At 70.9% G+C, this 24,358-nt stretch carries 20 protein-coding genes; 9 read left to right on the forward strand and 11 right to left on the reverse strand.

Annotation, left to right across the window (positions count from 1 at the left end):
* Nucleotides 1-10: 10 nt before the first annotated feature.
* Nucleotides 11-1,534, forward strand: a complete 1,524-nt coding sequence (locus OG447_RS09600; protein ID WP_266936057.1) for a hypothetical protein — start codon at nt 11-13, stop codon at nt 1,532-1,534.
* 117 nt (nt 1,535-1,651) lie between these two features.
* Here the strand turns inward: OG447_RS09600 and OG447_RS09605 are convergent, their stop codons facing one another.
* On the reverse strand, nt 1,652-2,974 hold the full coding sequence (locus tag OG447_RS09605; protein ID WP_266936058.1) for an ABC transporter substrate-binding protein: 1,323 nt from the start codon (nt 2,972-2,974) through the stop codon (nt 1,652-1,654).
* 197 nt (nt 2,975-3,171) lie between these two features.
* Here OG447_RS09605 and OG447_RS09610 point away from each other — a divergent pair, with 197 nt between their 5' ends.
* Both OG447_RS09610 and purU read left to right on the forward strand, forming a co-directional pair.
* Nucleotides 3,172-3,618, forward strand: coding sequence for a hypothetical protein (locus OG447_RS09610; protein ID WP_266938811.1), 447 nt, complete (start codon nt 3,172-3,174; stop codon nt 3,616-3,618).
* 14 nt (nt 3,619-3,632) lie between these two features.
* On the forward strand, nt 3,633-4,514 hold the full coding sequence (gene purU, locus OG447_RS09615) for a formyltetrahydrofolate deformylase (protein WP_266936059.1): 882 nt from the start codon (nt 3,633-3,635) through the stop codon (nt 4,512-4,514).
* A 359-nt stretch (nt 4,515-4,873) separates the two neighbouring features.
* On the opposite strand, the gene OG447_RS09620 is transcribed toward purU, so the two are convergent.
* Both OG447_RS09620 and OG447_RS09625 read right to left on the reverse strand, forming a co-directional pair.
* Complete coding sequence (locus OG447_RS09620; protein ID WP_266936060.1) at nt 4,874-6,133, reverse strand: zf-HC2 domain-containing protein; 1,260 nt, start codon at nt 6,131-6,133, stop codon at nt 4,874-4,876.
* Nucleotides 6,130-6,708, reverse strand: a complete 579-nt coding sequence (locus OG447_RS09625) for a sigma-70 family RNA polymerase sigma factor (RefSeq protein WP_266936061.1) — start codon at nt 6,706-6,708, stop codon at nt 6,130-6,132. The genes OG447_RS09620 and OG447_RS09625 overlap by 4 nt, the downstream gene beginning before the upstream one ends.
* Nucleotides 6,709-7,041: 333 nt before the next feature.
* Here OG447_RS09625 and OG447_RS09630 point away from each other — a divergent pair, with 333 nt between their 5' ends.
* A complete protein-coding gene (locus OG447_RS09630) occupies nt 7,042-7,560 on the forward strand; it encodes an EF-hand domain-containing protein (protein ID WP_266936062.1) in 519 nt (172 codons plus the stop codon).
* Nucleotides 7,561-8,040: 480 nt separating this feature from the next.
* On the opposite strand, the gene OG447_RS09635 is transcribed toward OG447_RS09630, so the two are convergent.
* Entirely contained in the window at nt 8,041-9,615 is a 1,575-nt protein-coding gene (locus OG447_RS09635) for a class I adenylate-forming enzyme family protein (RefSeq protein WP_266936063.1), read from the reverse strand.
* Nucleotides 9,616-9,748: 133 nt separating this feature from the next.
* Here OG447_RS09635 and OG447_RS09640 point away from each other — a divergent pair, with 133 nt between their 5' ends.
* The 4 genes from OG447_RS09640 to OG447_RS09655 all read left to right on the forward strand — a co-directional run bounded on the left by OG447_RS09640 (nt 9,749) and on the right by OG447_RS09655 (nt 13,976).
* Nucleotides 9,749-10,963 carry an amidohydrolase family protein gene (locus tag OG447_RS09640; RefSeq protein WP_266936064.1) on the forward strand — a complete coding sequence of 405 codons (1,215 nt, stop codon included), beginning with the start codon at nt 9,749-9,751 and terminating at the stop codon, nt 10,961-10,963.
* The gene (locus OG447_RS09645; RefSeq protein WP_266936065.1) at nt 10,963-12,126 is read left to right on the forward strand and encodes an acyl-CoA dehydrogenase; all 1,164 of its coding nucleotides are present in this window, start codon (nt 10,963-10,965) and stop codon (nt 12,124-12,126) included. The genes OG447_RS09640 and OG447_RS09645 overlap by 1 nt, the downstream gene beginning before the upstream one ends.
* 5 nt (nt 12,127-12,131) lie before the next feature.
* Nucleotides 12,132-13,178: an acyl-CoA dehydrogenase gene (locus tag OG447_RS09650; RefSeq protein ID WP_266936066.1), complete on the forward strand. Its 1,047-nt coding sequence runs from the start codon at nt 12,132-12,134 to the stop codon at nt 13,176-13,178.
* A gap of 333 nt (nt 13,179-13,511) precedes the next feature.
* A complete protein-coding gene (locus OG447_RS09655) occupies nt 13,512-13,976 on the forward strand; it encodes an ATP-binding protein (RefSeq protein WP_266936067.1) in 465 nt (154 codons plus the stop codon).
* Nucleotides 13,977-14,306: 330 nt separating this feature from the next.
* Here OG447_RS09655 and OG447_RS09660 read toward each other — a convergent pair whose 3' ends face one another.
* The 7 genes from OG447_RS09660 to OG447_RS09690 form a co-directional block, all read right to left on the reverse strand.
* A complete protein-coding gene (locus tag OG447_RS09660; protein WP_266936068.1) occupies nt 14,307-14,765 on the reverse strand; it encodes a contact-dependent growth inhibition system immunity protein in 459 nt (152 codons plus the stop codon).
* A gap of 6 nt (nt 14,766-14,771) precedes the next feature.
* Entirely contained in the window at nt 14,772-15,281 is a 510-nt protein-coding gene (locus OG447_RS09665) for a hypothetical protein (RefSeq protein WP_266936069.1), read from the reverse strand.
* Between the two features lie 332 nt (nt 15,282-15,613).
* The gene (locus OG447_RS09670) at nt 15,614-16,039 is read right to left on the reverse strand and encodes a hypothetical protein (protein WP_266936070.1); all 426 of its coding nucleotides are present in this window, start codon (nt 16,037-16,039) and stop codon (nt 15,614-15,616) included.
* A 12-nt stretch (nt 16,040-16,051) separates the two neighbouring features.
* On the reverse strand, nt 16,052-20,686 hold the full coding sequence (locus tag OG447_RS09675) for a putative T7SS-secreted protein (protein WP_266936071.1): 4,635 nt from the start codon (nt 20,684-20,686) through the stop codon (nt 16,052-16,054).
* Entirely contained in the window at nt 20,686-21,285 is a 600-nt protein-coding gene (locus OG447_RS09680) for a hypothetical protein (protein WP_266936072.1), read from the reverse strand. The genes OG447_RS09675 and OG447_RS09680 overlap by 1 nt, the downstream gene beginning before the upstream one ends.
* Before the next feature lie 129 nt (nt 21,286-21,414).
* Nucleotides 21,415-22,134 carry a hypothetical protein gene (locus tag OG447_RS09685; RefSeq protein WP_266936073.1) on the reverse strand — a complete coding sequence of 240 codons (720 nt, stop codon included), beginning with the start codon at nt 22,132-22,134 and terminating at the stop codon, nt 21,415-21,417.
* A 244-nt stretch (nt 22,135-22,378) separates the two neighbouring features.
* Entirely contained in the window at nt 22,379-23,305 is a 927-nt protein-coding gene (locus OG447_RS09690; RefSeq protein WP_266936074.1) for a cyclase family protein, read from the reverse strand.
* Between the two features lie 109 nt (nt 23,306-23,414).
* Between OG447_RS09690 and OG447_RS09695 the strand changes: the two genes are divergently transcribed.
* Nucleotides 23,415-24,335, forward strand: coding sequence for an SDR family NAD(P)-dependent oxidoreductase (locus OG447_RS09695; RefSeq protein WP_266936075.1), 921 nt, complete (start codon nt 23,415-23,417; stop codon nt 24,333-24,335).
* Nucleotides 24,336-24,358 lie beyond the last annotated feature (23 nt).

A 24,358-nucleotide genomic window follows, 5' to 3' on the forward strand; every position in this document is an offset into this window, starting at 1 on the left:
GGGAGTCCCGGTGACGGAGAACGGACAGGGGGGTGCGCCCCAGTCGGGTGCCCCGTGGGGTCCGGACCCGGCGCAGCCGGATCCGGCGCCCGGTTACCCGGAACACCCCGCGCAGCCGGGGCAGCAGCAGGAGTACGGCTACCCGGGGCAGCAGGGGCAGCAGGCGCAGATGGGCCAGCCCGTGAACCCGGGGCAGCCCGTGAACCCGGGGCAGGCGGGGCAGGCGGGGCAGGCGGGGCAGCCGGTGAGTCCGGGGCAGGCGTACGGGCAGCCGGGGCCGCAGCCACAGCCCGGGCAGGCGTACGGGCAGCCGCAGCCGGGGCCCGCTTACGGGTATCCGCAGCCGCAGGTGGGGCAGGCGGGGCCCGCGTACGGGTACCCGCAGCCGCAGGCCGTGCCCGGGCATGTGGTGGGGCCGGGGTACGAGGGGCCGGGGGATCCGCACGGGTACGGGTACCCGCCGCTGCCCGAGGCCGTCACCCAGTACATTCCGCCCGTGCCGGCGGCTCCGGCTCATGGTGAGGCGGCGACGCAGTACATTCCGCCCGTGCCGGCGGCTCCGGCTCATGGTGAGGCGACGACGCAGTACATTCCGCCCGTGCCCGCGGCTCCGGACCACGGTGAGGCGGCGACGCAGTACATCGCGCCCGTGCCCGCCGCCGAGTTCGACGGGCTTTTCCGCAGCAGCGGCGGCCCTGACGACGGTTCCGCCGGGCACACGCAGCAGTTGCCGCCCGTCCAGGAGCCGGTGCTGCGTCAGCCCCCGCCGCGGCCCTATCCGCCGCGAGCGCAGGGCCCCGTACCGCACCCGCAGGCACAGCACCCGCACGCACAGCACCCGCACCAGCCGCAGCCCCGGTACGCGCCGCCCCCGCCGCCGGAGGCCCCGCGCAAGGTGTCGCCCGCGATCATCGCCGCGGTCGTCATCGGGCTGGCCGTCGTCGGGCTCGGCGTCGGCTCGCTGCTCGGGAACGGCAAGCCGCAGAACAACGACCCGGGCGCGGTGCCCTCCGAACCCGCCGCGAGCGTCGGCGGCTCCGCGGCGCCCGGCGGCGAGGCCCCCGTGGACCCGGCCCGTCCGCAGGCCGTCCAACTGGACAAGCTCCTCGCGGACAGCAACGACAGCCGGGCCTCGGTGATCAAGGCCGTGGAGGACATCAAGAGCTGCAAGAACCTCGACGGTGCGGCCGGTGACCTGCGGGCCGCGGCCCGCCAGCGCGAGGAGCTCGTGACCCGGCTCCAGGAGCTGAAGCTGGACAAGCTCCCCGACCACGCGAAACTGTCCGCCGCCCTCACCAAGGCCTGGGAGTCCTCCGCGTCCGCCGACACCAGCTACGCGGCGTGGGCGGACGACGTGGGCGACGACAAGGGCGACAAGGGCTGCAAGGACGGCAAGGCCAAGGCCACCGACAACGCCGCCGCGGGCAACAAGGCGAGCGGTGAGGCGACGAAGGCCAAGGAGTCGGCGGCGGCCATGTGGAACACGATCGCCGCCAAGTACGGCCTCACCAAGCGGGACAAGGCGCAGCTGTGAGCGGCGCTCTCCCCGACGGGACCGGGGTCCCGGGCGGCCGCTAGTGCTGTGACCGGAAAGGTTTGCCGCACCGGACGACGCGACCCGGCAAACCTTTCCGGCCACAGCACTAGGGCGTCAGGCGGCGCGGGGGGCCTGTTCCAGGGTCGGGGTCATGTCCAGGGGCTGCTCGCCGGGCTGCGCCACGAGGCGGCCGTCCTGGACGATCTGGAAGGTGACCTGGCCGTTGACGATGCGGGGGAAGCCGGCCACGGCGCGCATGTCCTGGTAGCGCCAGCTCAGGTCCGGGGTGAGGCCGCCGGTGCTGACCGCCTGCGACTGGTTGAGCAGACGTCCGACCTTGCGGGCGGTGATGTCCTCGTCCGCCTTGATGCGCTTCACGATCTCGCTCAGGACGGTGTAGGCGATCCAGGTGGTCTGCGCCCCGCTGTCGTCCGGGTCGAGGGTGTCGTCGCCGAAGGCGTGGTCGGCGATCACCTTCCGCATCGGCTCCCACAGCGGATCGGAGGACACCGGGTACCAGCTGGTGAGGTACGCGCCCTCGAAGGGGCTCTCCCGGCCGCCGGTGCGGTCGACCAGGGACTGGCTGACGCTGCCCAGGACAGAGGAGATCTGCGGGTTCTTGCGCTGGGTGTCGATGCGGCGGAAGGCGTCGAAGAAGGTCTCGGTGCGCTCGCCCAGCACGGCGCTCACGCAGCCCCTCTCCTTCTCCTTTTCCTTCGCTTCCTTCGCTTCCTTGGAGTCCTTGGGGTCCTTGCCGCCCGAGGTGTTGGCGAGGGCCTCGCGGGCCTGCGGGGTGAAGTCCGCGGAGTCCTCGGCCGCCCGGATGTCGTTGGCCTCGGCCACCTTGTTGGCCTTCAGCCCGGCGTTGAGCAGGACCGGCAGGGAGTCGCCGGCGAGGGTGTCCGGGCGGACCAGGGCCACCTGGGTGCAGGCCTTGCCCAGCTGGTGTCCGGAGCCTGCGAGGAGGACGGGCTGGCCGCCGTTGACGGGGTAGGAGAGCGTGGACTGGAACTCCTCCGAGGAGACCCCGTACCCGCCGATGAAGGGGATGCCCTCGGCCTCCAGCGGGGCCATGAAGGCGCGGCCGTGCTGGCTGTAGGAGCCGACGACGGCGACGGCCTTCTCGGCTATCGCCTTGCGCGCGCAGTCGGCGGCGCCGGTCGGCGTGTTCTTCTCGTTGCAGGTCAGCACGCGCAGCTTGCGGCCGTTGATGCCGCCCTTGGAGTTGACCCACCGTTCGTAGGCCTTCGCCATGCCGGGCATACCGGGCATGTTGGTCGCCTTGGTCTGCTCCGGGGCGAAGGTCATGACGGTGATGGTGTCCCCGGAGCCCTCCGAACCCCCGGGGAGCGCCCCGCACCCGGCGACGAGACAGGCACCCACTGCCGTGGCCACGAGGGTGCGGGAGAGGGATGCTGCGCGGCGCGACATGGTCATGTCCATGCACCATTCCGCTCCGGAGGTAACTCAAGTGTGAGATGGACACAACATCGGGTGACGCCCAGGTGAATTACGGGGGTGTCACGCGCACACAGCCGCTTCAAGATCGTGACCAGCGGGAACGTACGATCGAAAGCGTGACATTCGCCCAAGGTTCGAAGAACTCTTCCCGTCGCGGCGGCCGCTCCTCCACCATGGGCGGCATGCCCCTCAATGACATGCCGTGGTGGCGCTGGCGCAGCAATGTGCGCTCGGCGCTGCACATGCTCTCCGATCCGGCCTTCCACGAGGACACCTGGCTGGCCGGCACCGAAGGGTACGGGGACGTCACCGACGCCGTGTACCGGCTCGTCGAGGACACCTGGCTCGACAGCTGGTCCGCCGAGAAGTACGTCGGCACGATCTTCCGCGACTCGCAGGAGGCGGCCCTGGTCGACCTCGCCGTGCTCCGGGTGCTGCGGATCCTGCACCAGGTCGGGCCCGACGCCCCCGTCTCCGCCTACCTGGAGCACCACGCGTGGCCCGAGGCGGTACGCGCCGCCCGCGAGGCGCACGTACGGCTGGCGACGGCCGACGGGGAGGACCCCGACGTCCCGCCGCGGTCGCTGGAACTGCTGAGGATCCTGACCCGCGCGGTGTGAAAGGCTATGCGGTCATGAGCGATCCGCATCCCGAGGCACAGCCTCAGCCCCCGCAGTACGTCCTTACCGTGTCCTGCCCCGACAAGCAGGGCATCGTGCACGCCGTGTCGAGTTACCTCTTCATGACCGGCTGCAACATCGTGGACAGCCAGCAGTTCGGAGACCGGGCGACCGGACTCTTCTTCATGCGGGTGCACTTCGAGGCCGAGCCGCCCGTGACGGTGGAGAAGCTGCGCGCCAGCTTCGCCGCGATCGGCGACTCCTTCAAGATGGACTGGCAGATCCACCGCTCCGACGAGCGCATGCGGATCGTGCTCATGGTGTCGAAGTTCGGCCACTGCCTGAACGACCTGCTGTTCCGCTCGAGTATCGGGGCCCTGCCGGTCGAGATCGCGGCCGTGGTCTCCAACCACACCGACTTCGCCGAGCTGGTGGGCTCCTACGACGTCCCGTTCGTGCACATCCCGGTGACGAAGGACACGAAGGCGGCGGCGGAGGCCGAGCTGCTGGAGCTCGTGCGCTCCGAGAACGTCGAGCTGGTGGTGCTCGCCCGGTACATGCAGGTCCTGTCGGACACCCTCTGCAAGGAACTGAGCGGGCGGATCATCAACATCCACCACTCCTTCCTGCCGAGCTTCAAGGGTGCGAAGCCGTACCACCAGGCGCACGCGCGCGGTGTGAAGCTGATCGGCGCGACCGCGCACTACGTGACGGCGGACCTCGACGAGGGGCCGATCATCGAGCAGGAGGTCGAGCGGGTCGGCCACGAGGTGACCCCGGACCAGCTGGTGGCGATCGGGCGCGACGTGGAATGCCAGGCGCTGGCGCGGGCCGTGAAGTGGCACAGCGAGCACCGGGTGCTGTTGAACGGGGCGCGGACGGTCGTCTTCGCCTGATCCCTCCCGGGGGGTTCGCCGGGTTTCCTGCGGGGCCGCTGCCGGGGCGCTGCCCCGGACCCCGCGCCTCAAACGCCGGCGGGGCTGGATTTGGCCCGGCGGGGCGGGATTGGCTGGGTCCGGGTCCCGTGGTTTCCTGCGGGGCCGTTGCCGGGGCGCTGCCCCGAGCCCCGCGCCTCAAGCGCCGGCGGGGCTGGTTTTGGCCCGGCGGGGCGGGATTGGCTGGGTCCGGGTCCCGTGGTTTCCTGCGGGGCCGTTGCCGGGGCGCTGCCCCGGGCCCCGCGCCTCAAGCGCCGGCGGGGCTGGATTTGGTCCGGCGGCTGGGTTGGCCGGGCCCGGCCATGATCACTGGACACCCCCTAGAGGTGGCTGAGGGAGGCGGCTGCGAAGAGGACGTCGCGGATGGCCTCGCGGTCGCCGTGCTGGCCTACGGCCGCCTCCTCCGGGGAGATGTGGCCGGCGGCCAGCTGGCAGAACTCGGCGCCGTCCAGGGCGATCTCCGCCACCGTCCGCTCCGGCGAGGGCTTCGCCGCCGGGGAGTCCAGGGCGATGTCCCAGCCGCCGCCGCCCGCGCCCTCGATCTCCAGGTGCAGGGTCCGCCCGGGCGCGCCCGCCGCGACCAGGCCGCGGGCCGGGGCCGCCAGACCCGCGCGGCGGCGCCGGGCCAGCGCGCTCGGCAGGAGCCGGGCCGCCAGGTCGATCATCCCGTGCATGTGGGGGCCGGACGGGGGCTCGTACGGGTAGTCCACCGCCTCCGCGATGTCCGAGGCGTGGACCCAGCACTCGAAGGCCCGCTCCAGGAACGCGTCCCCGAGCGGTAGCGCGAAGCTCCCGTAGTCCACCGCGAGCTCCGCCACGCCCCGGCCGGCGAAGGACACCGTACGCACCAGGGTGTGGCCCTGTTCCCGCCACGGGTCGCGGACCTTGCGCGTGGCCGGGTACGCCGACGCCTCCCAGAAGTGCTCCGTCCGCGCGGCCGGGCCGCCGGGCGGTGCGTCCGGGCCCAGCGGGTCGTCCAGGCCCAGCGCCGTGGCGATCAGCCCGTCCACCGTCAGCAGGTGCCCGATGACCCCCGCCACCGTGGTCCGCCGCGACTGGCGCCGCTCCTCCTCGAACCACTTCAGCCGCACCGGGGTGTGCCACTCCGAGTCCCCGAAGTCCTGGAGGAGCGCGTCGAGCCGCGCGGTCTCGGTGTCGTACGGGTTCGCCCACGCCGGCACCGGGATGCGGGCCGGCCGCTTGCCCAGGCAGTCCTCCAGCACCCGCGACCGCAGCAGCGGCTTGAGGTCGAGGCTCTCCTCCGGGTGCAGCAGCCCGACCGCGTCGCGCAGCCGCAGCGCCTCCTCCGCGCAGGGCGCGCACTCGGTGAGGTGGTCCTCCACCGCCTGCGTCTCCTCGGTGGAGCACGCGGCCAGCGCCCACGCGCCGAGCAGGGACTTCAGTACGGCGTGCGAGGGCGGCGGCGGGGGCGCTGGGGCGGCCTCCTGGTCCGGGTCCGGCAGGAGCCGCGGGGCGTGCCGCGGGTCCAGGTCGTCGGCGGCCCCGCGCGGGCCCGGTATCCGCGCCTGGCCGCCGGGACGTTCGTATCCGTCGTCGGGCGACTGGGCGGGGCCGTTCATCGCGGTGTCCCAAATTCACGAGGGCCGTATCCGGGCCGGGCGGTGTCCTCCTGCGGGAGGGCGTTGGCGGTCGACAGCAGTTGCAGCCCGAGGCGCAGCCGGCGGCGGGCCTCGTCCTCGCTGATCTGGAGGTCGGCGGCGGCCTGCCGGTAGTCGCGCCGCTTGAAGTAGGCGAGTTCGAGCGCGGCGCGCAGCGGCGCGGGCATGGAGGTGACGATGTAGTCCGCGCGGGCGGCGGCGTTGGCGCTGCGCACCTTCTGCTCCAGCTCCTCGCGCGAGCCCCGGCCCAGCTCGGCCTGGCGCAGCCGGGCCACGGCCTGGCCCTGGGTGATCCGGGCGACCCAGGAGCGCATGGAGCCCTGCTTGGGGTCGTAGGCGTCGGGGTTCTCCCAGATGTAGCCGAAGACCTCACGGGTGATCCGGTCGGCGGCCTTCTCGTCTCCCAGCACCCGGTGCGCCAGGCTGTGCACGAGCGAGGCGAAGCGGTCGTACAGCTCCCCGAGCGCGGCGGCCTCGCCGCGGGCGAGCCGCTGTTGCATGCGGCGGTCCCAGCGCGGTGGTACGTCCTTCGGCATCAGTGCCCCCAGCCGTGTGTCGACTCAACGAATGTAGTGGGCACATGGTGGATCGCGCCCGTTTTGGGAGAACCTCGTCCACGAAAGGTGTGCTGCGTGCTAAACGGTCGGTCCGAAGGGGCGTCGGCCGCCCGTGGGGCGTGGCGGGCGTGAACCGTGGTGCGTCCGCCGGTACATGGGTACAGGTGTGCGCGCCCCGCCGCGCTCCCCGTGCGCGGGTTCGATGCGGCCACCTCCTTGACCGCTTCGCTTAACGCGCAGGCCACGAAGGCCGTACGCTCCTGCCTTGTCTTGAACTGAACCCACTGCACATGTGAAGGCGGAACGCCGAATATGGACAGCGCAGAATACGAGCGCAAGATCGCCGCCCGATTCGCCACCTTCGACCAGGACGGGTCCGGCTATATCGACCGGGAGGACTTCAGCGCGGCCGCGAAGGCCGTCCTGGCCGAATTCGGCACGGCCGCCCGGTCGGACAGGGGCCAGGCCGTCTTCGCGGGCGCCGAGGCGTTCTGGCAAGGGATGGCCGGCATCGCCGACGTCGACGGGGACCAGCGGGTGTCCCGCGAGGAGTTCATCACCGGGGCGGCGAAGCGGCTGCGGGACAGCCCGGAGCGGTTCGCGGAGATCGCGCGGCCGTTCCTGCGGGCGGTGATCGCCGTGGCGGACGAGGAGGGCGCCGGCGCCACGCCGTCGGCGACCGCGCGGGTGCTGCGGGTCCTGGGCACCGCGCCGGAGCTGGCCGGTCAGGTGGCGGCGGCGCTGGACGCCGATGGCGACGGCCGTATCTCGGAGGAGGAGATCCTGGCGGCCTTCGCGGGCTACTGCGGGGTGGAGGCGCCGGACGTGTGACGGGGCCGGGCCCCGGGGTCTGGGTCCCGGGGTCTGGGTCCCGGGTCACGTGGCTCGCCTGCGGCGTCGCCCGGCGGCCTGGCGGCCCGGCGGCCCGGCGGTCGTGGTGCGGCGCCGTTGCTGGGGCTCTGCCCCAGGCCCCGCGCCTCAATCGCCGGCGGGGCTGGGTTTGGCCTTGGGTGTGGGTCGGTGCCGCTCCGGAGCGTCTCCTCGGCTCGCGCACGCAGCCTGGGCTACGCATGCCCGGCCCGGGTTGCGCGCTCGTCCTGCGGGGACCCTCCTGCGCGTCCCCGCCCCACGCCCCGGCTTCGGAGCCAGACCCCGACGGTCCGGCCCGGGTTGCGCGCTCGTCCTGCGGGGACCCTCCTGCGCGTCCCCGCCCCACGCCCCGGCTTCGGAGCCAGACCCCGACGGTCCGGCCCGGGTTGCGCGCTCGTCCTGCGGGGACTCTCCTGTGCGTCCCCGCCCCACGCCCCGGCTTTAGGCGTACCGGTCGCGGAGTTGGTACTTCAGGACCTTGCGCAGGGCCTCGTTGCGGGGGAGGGACTCCAGGAGTTCCAGTTGTTCGGGGAGTTTGTGGGTGGCCAGGCCCTGGGTGCGGAGGTACGCGGTCACCTGGGGCAGGGTCAGGGGGGCGGCTCCCGGGGGTTGTTCGACCACCGCGCAGACGCGTTCGCCGCGGTCCGCGTCGGGGAGGCCGATGACGGCCGCGTCGGCGACGCCCGGCAGCTGGTGGAGCAGGTCCTCGATCTCCTTCGCCGAGATGTTCTCGCCCTTGCGGATGATGACGTCCTTGCTGCGGCCGGTCAGGACGAGGTAGCCGTCGGGGGTCAGGTGGCCCAGGTCGCCGGTGATCAGGTAGCCGTCGGGGTCGAAGACCTCGGCGGACCGGTCCCCGTTCAGGTAGCCCCGGCAGACGGCCTCGCCGCGCAGCCGGACCTCGCCGTCCGTGTTCGGGGGCAGGGGGGTGCCGTCCGGGGCCGTGATGCGGATGGACATGCCGGCCGGCGGGCGGCCCTCGGTGGTCGCCAGGTGTTCCGCGGTGTCGTCCGGTGCCCCCATGGTGATCATCGGGACCTCGGTCATGCCGTAGCCGTGGGTCAGCTGGCAGCCCAGCTCGCGGACGACCGCGTGGTAGATCTCCGGCGGTTTGGGGGCTCCGCCGCCCGCCAGCAGGCGCAGGGTGGGGATGAGCGGAGTGGCGGGGTCCTTGCGCTGCTCCGCCAGGAACATGGAGTAGAAGGCCGTCGAGCCGCCGGCCACGGTGACGCCGTGGCGGCGGTAGCCGTCCAGCGCGCCGGGCATCGCGAACTTCTCGAAGAGGACCGCGGGGAAGCCGTAGAGCAGCAGCATCACGGTGTAGTCGGGCCCGGCTATGTGCGCGAAGGGGAAGGCCATGGAGCCGACGTCGGCCGGGGTGAGGTGCAGGGCGTGGGCGAGGCAGGAGCCGCCGGCGATCAGTGAGCGGTCGGTGTGCAGGACGCCCTTGGGGTCGGAGGTCGTGCCGGAGGTCCAGTAGATCCACCGGACGTCGGTGCCGCGGGCGGGCGGCGGCGGGAGTACGGCGGGGTCGCCCTCGGGCAGGTCCTCGTAGGCCTCGAAGACGCCGCGCGCGCCGAGGCGGGCGGCCATCGCGGTGTGGTCGAAGCCGCGCCAGACGCCCGGTACGGCGAAGAACTCGGCCTTGGACTCGCGGAGCGCGAAGCCGACCTCCCGGTCCCGGTAGAAGGGGATCACGGGGGACTGGACGGCGCCGATGCGGGCGAGGGCGGCCGTGAGCAGCACGGTCTCGATGCGGGTGGGGAGCTGCCAGGCGACGACCGTGCCCGGGCGGACGCCCATGCCGTGGAGGCCCGCGGCGACACGTTCGGCGCGGTCGCGCAGCTGCCCGAAGGTCAGGCGGCGGTCCGTCGGGGGGTTCGTCGAGGGGTCCGTCGCCGCGGGCTCGTCGGCGGCCTCGATGAGGACCGTGGTGTCCGGGGTCAGTGCGGCCCTGCGGGCGATCAGCTCCCACAGGGTCGCGGACCGGCTCAGTTCTGTCGCGGTGTCCGTCATCCCGGAGCTCCCCTTGGCCGATTTGCTGACGGATAGTCAGATCAAGCGGAGAGCGTAGGGCGCCGACGCTTGCCGGTCCAGAGGTGGCGGGGCTAGCTTGTTTCTGACGATCCATCAGATTGGGGAGACGGTCATGGAACTGGAATTGCCTCGGATCATCAGCGTCGACGACCACGTGATCGAGCCCGCCCACCTCTTCGACGTCTGGCTGCCCGCCAAGTACCGCGACCGCGGCCCCAAGGCACTCACCGCGGGCATCGGCGAGCTGGAGTACACCGGCGGCAAGTACGTGATCTCCATGGACCCCGACGGCCCGCCGACCGACTGGTGGATCTACGAGGACCTGAAGTTCCCGTACAAGCGCAACATCGCCGCCGTCGGCTTCGACCGCGACGACATGACCCTGGAGGGGATCACGAGGGAGGAGATGCGGCGGGGGTGCTGGGATCCCAAGGCGCGGCTGGCCGACATGGACCTCAACCACGTCGAAGCGTCCCTGTGCTTCCCGACCTTCCCGCGGTTCTGCGGGCAGACCTTCGCAGAGGCCCACGACAAGGAGGTCGCCCTGGCCTGCGTGCGCGCCTACAACGACTGGATGGTCGAGGAGTGGTGCGGCGACAGCGGCGGCCGGCTGATCCCGCTGTGCATCATCCCGCTGTGGGACATCGACCTGGCGGTGGCGGAGATCCGGCGCAACGCCGCCCGCGGGGTGCGTGCCGTGACCTTCTCCGAGATCCCGACCTACCTGGGCCTGCCGTCGATCCACTCCGGGTACTGGGACCCCTTCTTCGCCGTCTGCCAGGAGACCGGCACGGTCGTCAACATGCACATCGGGTCCAGCTCCCAGATGCCCGCCGCCTCCCCCGACGCGCCGCCCGCCGTACAGGCCTCGCTCAGCTTCAACAACGCCATGGCCTCGATGATGGACTTCTTGTTCAGCGGGGTGCTGGTGAAGTTCCCGACGCTCAAACTGGCGTACAGCGAGGGCCAGATGGGCTGGATCCCGTACGCCCTGGAGCGCGCCGACGACGTCTGGCAGGAGCACCGCGCCTGGGGCGGGGTCCGCGACCTGATCCCCGAGCCGCCGTCCACGTACTACTACCGGCAGATGTTCTGCTGCTTCTTCCGCGACAAGCACGGGATCGCCTCGCTGGACGTGGTCGGCCGCGACAACGCCACCTTCGAGACCGACTACCCGCACGTGGACTCGACCTTCCCGCACACCAAGGAGGTCGCCCTCGACCACGTCAAGGGCCTCGACGACGAGACGGTCTACAAACTCATGCGCGGCAACGCCATCCGCATGCTCGGCCTGGACCTCGACCGGGACCGGGTCAAGGGCCGCTGATGGACCTGACCTACACCGAGGAGGAGCAGGAGTTCCGCGCCCGCCTGCGCGAATGGCTCGCCAAGACGCTGCCCGAGCTGCCCGCCCGACCCGCCCCGGACGACTGGCCGGGGCGGCGGGCCTACGACCTCGGCTGGCAGCGCAGGCTGTACGAGGCCGGGTACGCGGGCCTGCACTGGCCCGTCGACTCGGGCGGGCGCGGAGCCACCCCGACCCAGCACCTGATCTTCCTGGAGGAGACCGAGCGGGCCGGGGCCCCGTACGTCGGCGCGAACTTCGTCGGGCTGCTGCACGCCGGCCCGACCATCGCCGCCGAGGGGACGCCGGAGCAGCGGGCGCGCTGGCTGCCGCCCGTACTGCGGGGCGACGAGGTGTGGTGCCAGGGCTTCAGCGAGCCGGACGCGGGCTCCGACCTGGCCTCGCTGCGCACGCGCGCCGTCCGCGACGGCGACGAGTACGTGATCACCGGGTCGAAGATCTGGACCTCGCACGCGGAGGTGGCCGACTGGTGCGAGCTGCTGGTGCGGACCGAGCCCGTCAGCGCGGAGGTCCCCAAGCACCGGGGGATCTCCTGGCTGGCCATGCCGATGGACGCCCCCGGGGTGACGGTCCGGCCGTTGCGCACGCTCGCCGGGTCCACGGAGTTCGCGGAGATGTTCCTCGACGAGGTGCGCGTCCCGGTCGGCCACCGGGTCGGGGCGGAGAACGACGGCTGGCGCGTCACCATGGTGACCCTGTCCTTCGAGCGGGGGACCGCCTTCGTCGGCGAGGTCGTCGCCTGCCGCCGCACCCTGGGCGAGCTCGCCCGCAGGGCGAAGGCGAACGGCCGCTGGGACGACCCGGTGCTGCGGCGCCGGCTCGGGCGGCTGTACGGGGAGTTCGGCGCCCTGTGGCGCCTGACGCAGTGGAACGTCAGCGAGGCGGAGCTGACCGGCGGGGTCCCCGGCATCGGCGGCTCCGTCTTCAAGCTGGCGTACTCGCACGCCCGCCAGGAGCTGTACGACGCGGCCGCCGAGGTCCTGGGGGCCGACTGCCTCTCGCTGGAGGAGGAGTGGGCGCTGGACCGGCTCTCCTCGCTCTCCTACACCATCGCGGCGGGCACCTCGCAGATCCAGCGCAACATCGTCGCCGAGCGGATCCTCGGCCTCCCGAAGGGCCGGTGAGGGCCATGCACTTCCAGCCGACGGAGGACCAGCGGGCCCTGCGGGCGGGCGTACGGGACCTGCTGGCGGGCCGGTACGGGCGCGCGGCCCTGCGGGAGGCGGTGGACAGGGGGTCGGTGGGCACCGGTGCCGTGGTCGACCGCGCCCTGTGGCGGGAGCTGGGCGAGGCGGGCTTCTTCGCGCTGCGGCTGCCCGAGTCCGCCGGGGGCGTGGGGCTCGGCCTCCCCGAGGCGGTGCTCGTCTTCGAGGAGGCCGGCCGGGCGCTGCTGCCGGGGCCGCTGGTCGCCACGCACCTGGCCGCCGGGGTGGTGCCGGGGGCCGCGGAGGGGACCGCCGTGGTGACGGCCTTCGACCTCGGGGGCCCGCTGGTGGCGTACCTGGGGGAGGCGGACGCGGTCCTCGGGGCCGGCGGGGTGCCCGGGGCCGGCGGGGTGCCCGGGGCCGGCGGGGTGCCCGGGGCCGCTGGGGTCCCGGACGGGGAACCGGTGCGCTCGGCGGACCCGCTGACACCGCTGCACCGGGTGTCCTCGTACGGGGGCGGGGACGCGTACGGGGCCGGGGACGGGGGCGCGGGCTGCGCGGCGTACCGGGAGACCGGGGCGCTGCTGACGGCCGCGCTCCAGCTCGGCAGCGCGCTGCGCACGGTGGAGCTGGCGGTGGGGTACGCGTCCGGGCGCGAGCAGTTCGGGCAGCCGATCGGGGCGTTCCAGGCGGTCAAGCACCTGTGCGCCGGGATGCTGGTCCGCGCGGAGGTGGCCCGTACGGCGGTCTACGCGGCGGCGGTGACGGGCGACGCGGTCGAGGCGGCGGGGGCGAAGCTGCTGGCGGACGAGGCGGCGGTGCGCAACGCCCGGGACTGCCTCCAGGTGCACGGCGGCATGGGCTTTACCTGGGAGGCCGATGTGCACCTGCACCTCAAGCGGGCCTGGGTGCGGGCCGAGCAGTGGCGGACCGGGGCGGAGGCGGAGGAGCTGCTGGCGGCGGAACTGCTGGGGGCGGCGGAGGCGGGGGGCTTGGCGGGCTCTGGGGGCTCGGAGGGCTCTGGGTCATAGCGCGCTGTGACGGAGGAGCACAGGAGGAGGTGCGGGGGGAACGACGCGGGACGCATGTCCGATTACGGAGAGTTGATATCGGTTTGTGTCCTTCGTCCGCCCGCTTACGGACCGGAGCCGGGTGCCTGCTCCGGTACGCTCCCACGAATGCGAGCGGTTGAGCGGCGCAGGCGTCGCACAGTATGCACCACGCCCAGTCCTTCGCGCGGGAATATGCCCGAAGCGCTTGTTGTCGTGACTGTATGTCAACCATGCTGCTCCGCAAGGGGATCACACTGGGTGATCCCATCTCGTCGCGAGGCGAAGTGTCCGCCGGTTCGGATGGTGTGAGCGGTGCAGGTGCTTCAGGTTCAGCTGGAAGTAGGTCCGGACCCCGCCGAGGTCGGCCGGGCCCGCCGGTGGGCGCGGTCCCGGCTGGCGGGGTCCGGCATAGGGGACGACGAACCGCTCGCCGAGACGCTGATCCTGCTGATCTCCGAGCTGGTCACGAACGCGGTCGTGCACACGGGGTGTCCGGCGGTACTGCGGATGCTGTTCGGTGAGCCGGGCGTACGGGTCGAGGTGGCCGACGCGAGTGACCGAGCGCCGGCCCGCCGCCAGGCCGCCGGCGATGACACGGGCGGCCGCGGCCTTGAACTGGTGGACGGCCTGGCGGACCGCTGGGGCTGGCAGCACGAGGGCGCGGGCAAACGGATCTGGTGCGAGGTCGACCGCGCGGAGAAGGCGGCGGGCGACTGCGCCTCGGGCGGGCCGTCGGAAATTCACTCCTCGATGCGGGAACCGCACGTGTACCTCTAACGAGGTGTTGACGTTCCGTCACATCTTGATCACCCTGGTGTGGAGCGATTCGACGCGAGGGGACGCCAAGGACACGCCTTGACGAGTGCGGGTCGCGGGGTGGCGGCTGCCGTGCCGCGCTCGGGGCGTGCACGCGCGCCGCCGCCACCCGCATGCTTCTTCCACTGCGCCGCCGTCGGCGGGCGCGGTGCGTTCGCTCATTCGGCCCCGGCGACAAGTCGAGCTCGGTGCACGGGACGTAGCGGACGTAGCCCTTTCCTGCCGAGTGGCTCGGCGTGCCCCGCTGCCCCTTCGCCCGATGGGCATGGCGCCGGCGCGGGTTCCCTGACGTCAACCGATCCCTTCGGAAGCCTGCAGGAACTTTTCCACATCGCGTTCGATGCATGGGGAGAGATCGGTGAGCAGATCGAGGATTTCCCGCATCTCTCCCACCAGGTCCCGGTGTGCGGCCCAGACCACTGCCTTTCGGGTGAGCACCGCCGACAGCAGGTCATCGTCATAGAAGCCCCCTGTGCTCTGCTCCGGGGTCGTGTCGCGGAGAATTTCAAGAGCCAGTGGCAGCGTCCAGCGGAGACCGGCATCCTGCCCGACAAGCCGCACCAGCTCGTATGCGGTCAGCTCCCCGACGGGGCGCTGCCGCAATCTGTGGACGGTCTTGACCAACCCCGTCGACCCAGCCGGTGGCTGAGGCCATTGCTGCCCTTCGAGCTCTTCGAGGGTGCGCTTGCGTTCACGTTCCTTGTTCATTTCGGCCTTCATGAGGGATCGGCGTCGGCCTTGCGTCGACATTCAGGCCTACTCCTTGTCGATCATTCTCTCCAGCGTGTGGGCGTATTCCCTCAGCTTCTCTTTGTTCGCTGCGGGCGCCACCGCCGAGGGCGTCAGGAGCCCAGGAAGGAATCGGACTCGCCACATTCGGAAGATCATCAAAAGTGTGTTTTCGTTACGATGTCCGGCCAATTGTGCAGCCGCGCTTGTTGCCGTAATGATGGCCTGTGAAGCAGACTCAACACTGCTTGCGCGCTCCGTGGCGATGCCTACCAGTGCGTGCATGAACTGAGTCAGTTGCAGATCGGCACCCGTGCGCAGCATCCGGCGCATCGTGGACGGGCGCTCGAGGTCAGCCGAATATGCGTCGATGCCTCCGGACCACATCAGCAGTGACGCTGAGGTGATCTCGTGCTCCTCGCTCCAGCCAAGCGTGTCGAAGATCGCCATGATCTCCGCAGTGAAACCGCCGATGCATTGCACTGCTGACAGGATCTGGTCCAGGTCGTTGCGATGCCGCCCGATGAAAGCGGACACGGAAACGTCCCGAAGGTGCTGATGTAGTCCACCCTCTGTAGCCGCCCCGATTTCTACGAGTCCCCCCAGCGGGCCGAATGCTTCACGGGCCAGCAGGGAATCCATTTCCGCACGTCTTTCGCTTGCCAAAGCCAAACTCCCCAGGTTGACTAGAAGAGTCCCATCATGTGCCGAATTACCGCCTCCCGAGGCGGCAGCGATGTGAGATTCCTGTTGAGGCTCTCGATTCCGTATCTCGACATGCTTCCATGGCCGACCGCCCCACCTTGCCCCCGTGCTGACTCGTTCGGGCTGGCCCGTGAGCCCAAACCCACGCCGAGGCGACTGGCAGTTCAGCCTGGAAGAGCGTCGCAGAACGGAACCACGTCAGGCCCCCAGTCGAAGCAGAACCTCCGGCGCGGCCGCTCGTAGCTCACCGAGACTCCGCAGGGAGGAATGCTCAGATTCTGGTGAACCCACCCGTCGATTGCCAGGGCTGCCACTTCCGCCTGATAGTCGGCGCCGGGATAGGTGAAGGAATCGATGGCGACGAGGAGGTGGCTTCCGTCATTGCGGGATAGGTTGGCGGAGTGCAGTGACAATCCGAACGAGAGCCACGCGGCGTCCTTCCAGTGGATGTGGTCTACCGGAAGTCGCAAGTGCAGGCCCTGGTTTATTTGGATGGTGTTTGATGGTGCGTATTCGCATTCTTCCGTGTGTGCCGAAATGTTGGCGGCGAGGCCGAATCCGCCCCTCATGAACCTGTATTTGTAATCCATGATCACCTCTCCTTAGAATTTCAGCATGTGGAATATGCGTCTGTCGAAGAAATTCTCGCTACCGTATTTTTGCGGCATGCCCTTGATGTAGTCGTAATCGTGTGGCAGTCCATCTCCATAAATTCTGCTGTGGGCATCCATGAATTTCTCTGCCTCGTCCGGTGTCATGGATGTCATGTCGGCCTTATTGAAACTGAGGAAGTCATCTGCTGAAACTCTGAAGGATACAACTGCCAGGCCGTGGCCAGGGAGCTGGGCGGCACGCACGGCCAGATACCTCTCGGCTTCGTCGAGGCTTGACCAGGCGTAGACGCCATGCCCGTACTGCCCGCGAAGTTCATCATCCGGCCATGGTTCGCCGCCATTTCGGAGCCGTGCGGCGTCCTCAGCCCCCTGCACCGTGTGGAACTCGTGGTCCGGGCAGCCTTCCGGCGCCAGCCCCAGGGGGTCCGACCAGGTGTGGGGGTTTGAGACGTACGTGGCCGGGTTCGGGGCAGGGGCTAGTCCGAGGGGGTCTGGGGTGAGGTAGCGGGCGGTTTCGGGGTCGTACGTGCGGAAGTAGTTGTGGTGGAGGCCGGACTCGGGGTCGAAGTACTGGCCCGGGAAGCGTAGGGGCGTGTAGGCGGTGGCGTTGCGGGTCCACGCGGTGGAGCCCCAGAGGGTGGAGCGGGCGCGCCAGGCGATGTCGCCTGATTCGTCGATCAGTTCCTTCGGGGTGCCGATGAGGTCCGTGACGATGGCGAAGAAGCGGTCGTCGGTGGTGCCCAGGATGCGTTCGGCCTGGGTGAGGGGGTGCAGGCCGTCGTGGGTCCAGGTGAGGGTGACCCGGCCCGTGGTCTCTTCGCAGAGGTTCGTGCCGTCCCAGGTGAAGAGGACCTCTTCCGCCACCTCGCCGGTCGGGGTGAGGCGTTGTTTGGCTGTTCGGCGGGACAGGGCGTCGTAGCGGTAGCGCCAGACGGTGCCGTCGGGGGTGGTTACCGAAGCCATGCGGTCTTCGGCGTCCCAGGTGTAGCGCCAGGTGTCCGGCTTGCGGGAGAGGCGGGTTTTCTGGCGGAGGACGACCCGGCCGAGGGCGTCGTGTTCGTAGCGGATCGAGCCTGCGCGGGTGATGCGGGTGCCGGAGTAGGTGCGGGCGCCTTGGGCCTCGGCGCCCGGGTGGTGGGTCGGCCAGGAGGCGGTGGTCTGGTTGCCGGCCTCGTCGTAGGCGTAGCGCTCGGACCAGTTCGCGGCGTCGACGGCGGTGACGCGGGCCGCCGCGTCCAGGGTGAAGGTGCTCGGACCTGCGAGGGCGTCGTCGATTCCGGTGAGGGAGCCGTCGGCGCGGTAGCTGTATCCGCGGCGCTGGAGGGTGCGGCCGTCCTGGCCGACGAGGTGCTGGTCGGTGAGGCGGCCGAGGGGGTCGTACCCCTGAAGGAGGGTGAGGTCCGGGCCTATGGTGCGGGTGAGTTCGCGGCCGGCGGCGTCGCGTTCGAAGGTGATCGTTCGCCCGGAGGTGGTGAGCTGGGTGCGGCGGCCGGCCGGGTCGTACGTCCACTCGGAGTGGGCCCCTGTGGGCGTCGTGCGGCCGGTGCGACGGCCCAGCGCGTCGTGGGTGTACGAGACGGTGCGGTCGTCCGTCGTTTCCGAGACGAGGCGGCCGGATTCGTCTCGGAGCAGGGACAGCACCGTGCCGTCCGGGGAGACGGCTCGGGCCAGTTCGCCGAAGACGTCGTACTCGTACGAGGTGATGCCGTCCGCTGTTCCCTTGCGGAGGAGCTGGGAGAGGGAGTCGTGCGCGTAGGTGGTCGTGGCGCCGGTGGCGTTCGTACGGGAAGCCAGGCGGCCCGCGGCGTCGTACGCGTACGTCAGGGTGCGGTCGTCGAAGTCGGTCTCGGTGGCGAGGCGGCCGACCGGGTCGTAGGCGTAGGTCCAGGTCAGGCCCTGGGGGTTGGTGACCCGGGTGAGGCGTAGTTCGGTGTCGTGGTCGAAGGAGTAGCGGACGCCGTCCGGGCCGGTGCGGGCGGTGAGGAGGTCGAAGTCGCCGTACTCGGACACCGTCACCCCGCCCACCGCGTCGGTGTGGGTCAGGCAGTTTCCCTCGCCGTCGTACGTCCAGGACTCGGTGCTGCCGTCGGGGTTGGCCCGTTGCAGGAGACGGCCTTCGACGCTCCAGGTGAGGCGGGTGGAGTGCCCGAGGGGGTCGGTGACGGTGGTCGGGCGGCCGAAGGTGTCGCGGGTGTAGCGGGTCGTCGTGCCCAGGGGGTCGACGGCCTCCATGACCAGTCCTGCGGGGTCGCAGCGGACCGTGGTCGTGTGGCCGAGCGCGTTCGTCACCGAGGACAGGTGGCTGCGGGTGTCGTAGGTGAAGCGGGTCGTGGTGCCGGCCGGTGAGGTGGCCGAGGTGCGGTTGCCCTGGGTGTCGTAGGTCGTACGGAACACCCGGCCATCGGGCTGGATCACCTGGACCGGCAGGCCCAGCGCGTTGTACTCGGCCCGGATCTCGCGTCCGTCGGGTCGGACCACGGTGGTGAGGCGGCCCTGCTCGTCGTAGGCGAAGCGGGTCGTGTGGCCGAGTGCGTCGGTGCGGGTCAGCAGACGGTTGTAGGCATCGTGGGTGAAGTGGGTCGCGGCGCCGGTGGGGTCGATCTCGGCGACGAGCTGCGCGCGGTCGTTGATCACGTACTGCGTGCGGTGGCCGAGGGAGTCGGTGCGGGTGGTGACGCCGTCCTCGTAGGTGAAGCGGACGTTCAGGTGGCCGTTCGGGCTGGCCTGGGCGATGCAGCGGTGCTGGGCGTCGTAGACGTAGTCGAAGCGGCGGTCGTTGGTGTCGGTCCAGGAGGTGATCCGGCCCAGTGCGTCGTAGTCGAAGCGCAAGGGGAGGCCGGAGGAGTTGGTGACTTCGGTGAGGTGGCCGTCCGTGTAGCCGTAGCGGAGGACCTGGGTGCCGTCGGCGAGGGAGAGGCCGGTTATTCGGCCCTCCGAGGAGGCGAGGCGTACCTCGTAGCCCCCGCTGTGGGTGATCGTGAGCGGGGCGCCGGTCGTTTCGTCGTAGGAGAAGGCGATCCAGGCACCCGTACGGTCGTCGATCTGTGCGAGGAGGCCGTCCTCCGAGAAGTGACGGACATGGCCCGTTTCCGGGTCGGTGACGGTGTACCAGCCGTCGGCGTCGCGTGTCATGGGCAGGCGCCGGCCCAGGGTGGGCAGAACCGATTCGCCGGCCGGTTCGGGATGCGGGTACTCCAGCAGGCTGCCGTCGGGCTGGACGAGGATGACGCCCTGCGCGTCGATCTCGAGTCGCTGGTCGACGGTGGAGGCCCAGGTGGGGCCGAACCAGCGGCCCGAACGGTACGAGGATTCGAAAGTCCGGCTGAATGTCAGCGGGAGCGAGCCCGGCAGGACGAGGTCGGTCTGGGGCAGGAGCATGCGGCCGGTCGCGACGTCCACCGGGTCATCGACGCATGTCTTGCAGTCCTGATCACGGGAGTTGCCCGCTGTGTCCTCGTCGTGGTTCTCCCGGGCCGAGGGCTGGTGGTCGGGGGCATCGGGCGAGTGCGGCTCCGGCAGTTCGCCGTTCGCGAGGCGGCCGAGGCTGGCGCCCTTTCTGATCGCGCTTGCTCCCGCGCCTACGCCCTTCGTCCCGGCGGCTTCGAAGATGAACTTGCCGACGCCCTCGCCGGGGTCCTTCATGAACTGCTCGTACATCCGCGACCCCGCCGTGGCCGGGTCGTTCACCATCGTCATGAGACCGACGCCCAGGCCACTGAGCCGCATCTTGTACTCGGTCGGATGCATGCGGTTGTACGGGTCGTCGGGGTCGACCGCGCGGATGAAGCTGATCGCGCCCGCCGCGCCCTTGACCACGCCTCCGCCCACGTGCTGGAGGTCGATACCCATACGGAACGTCTCGGACGCCAGCTGCATGGCCGTGGACGGCATCGGAGGCGCCGCGTCCCGGGCGGTTTCCAGTGTCTTGACCACCGACCGGGCTGCCTCGTCACGCTGGTGGCGGGCCTCGGCCAGCTTCTCGCGCGCCGCCTTGATGCCCTCCGTGCCGGGGTCGGTGAAGCCCATGGGGCGGGCCGGCAGCGGGTCCTGCTTCGCGCGGACCGCCGCGTTGTACGAGTCGACCCACTTGTTGTACGCGTCGTGCGCGGCCACCGAAGTCTTCACCGCGGTCTTGTACTCGTCCAGGGCCTCCTGGGCGCGGCCCTGCGCCCACTCCACCGTGTCGGCGAAACGATTCAGCGCGCCGGCCGCGGTCTCGAAGGCATCCGCGGCCGCGAACCACTTCGGGGGCTGCTTCTGGGCCTTCGTGCGGAAGGCCTCGGCCGACGCGCCCTGGATGCCGTCCTCGTCCAGGCCCTTGAGGCCTTCGCCGGTCAGGTCGAAGGCGGCCTGGAAGTCGCTCAGGTGGGAGGCCGTCGCGCGGAGCTTGGAGGCGCTGCCGTGGATCAGCTTCTTCGGATCGTCGCTCTCGCCCAGTTCGACCTCGCCGACCTCGGCGCCGAGCCGGTTGGCGACCGAGTTCGCCCCGCCGCGGACGGCGTTGGCGCCGTCACGCCAGCCCATCTTTTCCAACTTGTCGGCCGCTTTGTCGCCGGCCCACTCGACGCCGTCGCCGATGAGTTCGGCGCCGCGGTCGAGCCAGCCGTCCAGGTCGCGCCCCATCAGCGATCACCGTCGATCGCACGGTTGCGCGCCTGGTCGAGGGCCTCGCGGTCCACGCCGGTGTGCTCGGCCACGCGCTCCACCACCTGGCCGGTGAAGCCCTTGGTCATCGCGTCCTGTTTGGCCTGGTTCCAGCTCTGCTGGAAGTCGTCGCGGGCCTTCTGGGCCTCTTCCGGGGTCTCCTGACGGAACGGGGTCTTGATCTCGTCCCAGGACTTCCGCTCGGTCTCGTCCTCGTCCGCGTGCGGGTTCCCGACCACGGAGTTGACCGCGACCTTGAAGGTGCCCTCCCGGTACTGGTCCTCCTCCCAGACCATGCCCGCCGAGATCCCCAGGTCACTCGCCAGGCTGCTGGCACTCAGGACGAGCCCCCGTACGCCCCACTCCCAGCGCGTGCACAACTCCTGGAAGACGTCCGTGACCTGCGGATGCCCGGCCTCCATACCGGTCATCGCCAGGCCCTTGAACCCCCCGCCCATGGACGCCGGTCCCGCCGCACCGAACTCGCGCAACTCACCGATCGCAGCCCGCAGACCGTTCGTGATGTTCCTGACCGCGACCGGATCCATCTCCAGGTCTTTGCCACTGGTACTGCTCACATCCCCACCCCCATGATCTTGGTCAGGGTAGAGGGGTCTGAGGACAGCCCGAACTTTGGGCGTGCAAATTCGGTCAGTGGTGCGAAGCGGCGGCCCGGGGCCCGTGGCGGCGGGCCCGGGGCGGCCGGGTTACGCCTTGCCGGTGCAGATGACGTCGTACGGGCGGCCGACGGACATGGTCAGCTGCATGGGCTCGGTGGTGCCGGACGGGCACTCGCCCTTCGTCTTGACGAGGCCGAGCACCTTGGACTTGCCCGAACCGCCCGTGGCGCAGGGGACTTCCTGAGCCTGGTCGGTCACGCAGTCGCCCTGGACCAGCTGCCCGCCGCCGGCGCCCGCGTCACCGGGGTGGTCGCCGGTCAGGTTGCGGCCGCAGACGGTGTTGGTGGGGATTCCGCTGGCCTTGCCGCCGCTGTACGAGATGCTGACCTCGATCATGAGGTCGGTGCCGGGCGGGCACTGGATCGACCCGGGGAGGATGCTGGCGTCCTTGATGTCGATGGCCTTGAAGGTGGCGCCGGAGGCCGAGCACTTCTGCGGGCGGTAGCCGTCGGGCTTGTTGTCCGGGTCCGGGCCGCCGCAGTCGCCGACCTTCCACGAACTGGAGGTGTCGGAGGAGGACTCGGGGTTGCCGGGGTCCTTCGAGGGCTTGGCGGAGGGGGATATCGGGGTGGAGGAGGAGGCGGAGGGCGAGGCGGTGGAGGAGGCCTTGTCGCCGATCCACTGGGAGACGCCGTAGAGGGCGCCGGCGCCGATGACGACGGTCAGGACGGCGGCCAGGGCACCGCCCGAGCGGCGTCTGGGGGGCTGGGGCGGCTGGGGCGGCGTGACCTGGTAGGGGTTGGCCATGCGGTTCTCCTGGGGTGAGAGCGGTGAGGGTGGGTGGGGACGGGGGTGTGGCGCGCCGACAGTGACGCGTCATGCACACCTCATGGTTCCACGGCCCTGTGACAGCCCGGATCCGGCCCTTGCCGCCGTCCGATCCCGGTCCCGACCCCGCCCCGCATCCCACGCCGCACCCGCCCCGCACCCCGCTCCGGGCCGCCCCGCGGACGGGTCGCAGGACGGGGCAGAGGACGGGTCGCAGGACCTGTCAGAGGACGGCCACCGGGGCCACCGGGGTACCGACGGCGCCGACGAAGGGTTCGGGCATCGCGGAGAGCATAAAGGAGTAGCGGCGCTCTTCTGCACAGGCTGTGGACAACTTTTCGAGGTTCCAGTTCTGGCCCTGGTGCATGCCCATCTCGACCAGGTCGAGCGCGTGCACCGGCAGCCACAGGTTCTCGATCTCCGGCGGGAAGATCTCGAAGGTGAGGGTGTCGTTGGCGACCGCCGCGACGTCCCGGGCGTGGAACCACTGCGGGGTGCGGACGGACAGGCCGGGGGAGGGGAAGCCGTACCCGTGCTTGTCGCCCGCCAGGTAGACCTGGACCTGGCCCGTGCGGACGAGGACGATGTCGCCGGGCCGGACCGTCACCCCGCCGAACTCCTCGGCCTCGGCGAGGTCTTCCGGGGTCACCGCGTGGCCGCCCGCCAGCCGGTCCAGGCCCTTGGCGCGCGCCACGTCGAGCAGCACCCCGCGCGAGACGATGTGGCCGGCCTTCTCGATGCCGCTGTACTCGGCCCGGGAGTGCGCGGTGATCGAGGAGGCCGGGCGGCCGTTGTAGATCTTCCCCGAGTGCGAGACGTGCGTGAGCGCGTCCCAGTGGGTGCCCGACTGGAGGCCCATGGTCACGGCGTCGTCGCTGCACGCCACCGTGCCCGGGCCGAAGAGCTCCTGGTTGATCTGCACCATCGTGTGCAGCGGGTTGATCCGGCCGGGGATCAGGCCGGCCTGGACGCCGTCCTCCTTCAGGGGGAGGGCGAGGGGGATCCGGCGGCCGGTACGGACCTCCCGCGCGGCCTCCCGTACGACCTCGTCGGTGATCAGGTTCAGCGTGCCGATCTCGTCGTCGGCGCCCCAGCGGCCCCAGTTGTTGACGCGCTTGGCGATGTCGTGGAACTCGTCGGGCAGGGCCATGGCTCCATCAGCTCCTCGGGAAGGCGGACCGCAACTAGGGCTTGTGCGAGTGCATCTGACTGGTCATAGAATCTAACGGTCCGTCAGAAAACGCGGGAAGGGGCCGGACGTGGGGAACTTCTTGGCAGGCAAGGTCGTCGCCGTCACCGGCGCCGGCCGGGGCATCGGGCGGGCCGTGGCACTCGCCGCGGCCGCCGAGGGCGCCAAGGTCGTCGTCAACGACTACGGGGTGGGCATCGAGGGCGGCGAGCCGACGAGCGAGATCGCCGACGGCGTGGTGAAGGAGATCCAGGCGGCCGGCGGCGAGGCCGTGGCCGTCGCCGACGACATCTCCACCATGGCGGGCGGCCAGCGCATCGTCGACACGGCGCTCGCCCGCTACGGGCGCATCGACGGCGTCGTGTGCGTGGCCGGCATCCTGCGCGAGCGGATGCTCTTCAACATGTCCGAGGAGGAGTGGGACCCCGTCGTCGCCACCCACCTCAAGGGCACCTTCACCGTCTTCCGCGCCGCCTCCGCCGTCATGCGCCGCCAGGGCGGCGGCACACTGATCGGCTTCACCAGCGGCAACCACCAGGGCTCGGTCGCACAGGCCAACTACAGCGCCGCCAAGGGCGGGATCATCTCCCTGGTCCGGTCCGCCGCGCTCGGCCTGGCCAAGTACGGGGTCACGGCCAACGCCGTCGCGCCGGTCGCCCGTACCCGCATGTCCGCGAACGTACCCATGGAGCTCAAGGAGATCGGCGAGCCCGAGGACGTCGCGGCGCTGGTGACCTACCTGCTCAGCGACAAGGCCGTGGCCGTCGGCGGCGAGAAGATCACCGGGCAGGTCTACACGATCGCCGGACCGAAGATCGCCGTCTGGGCCCAGCCGCGCGAGCTGCGCGCCGGGTACGCCGAAGGCTCCTGGACGCCGGAGAAGATCGCCGACTTCCTGCCCGGGACGGTCGGCACCGACCCGATGCCGATGCTGGCGCAGCTGGAGGCCATGGCCAAGGCGGCGGCCGCCAAGGACCGCCCCAACGCGTAGGACACGGCAGCAACGCGTAGGAC

Origin of the sequence: Streptomyces sp. NBC_01408 (assembly GCF_026340255.1) — a bacterium.
GTDB lineage: Bacteria > Actinomycetota > Actinomycetes > Streptomycetales > Streptomycetaceae > Streptomyces.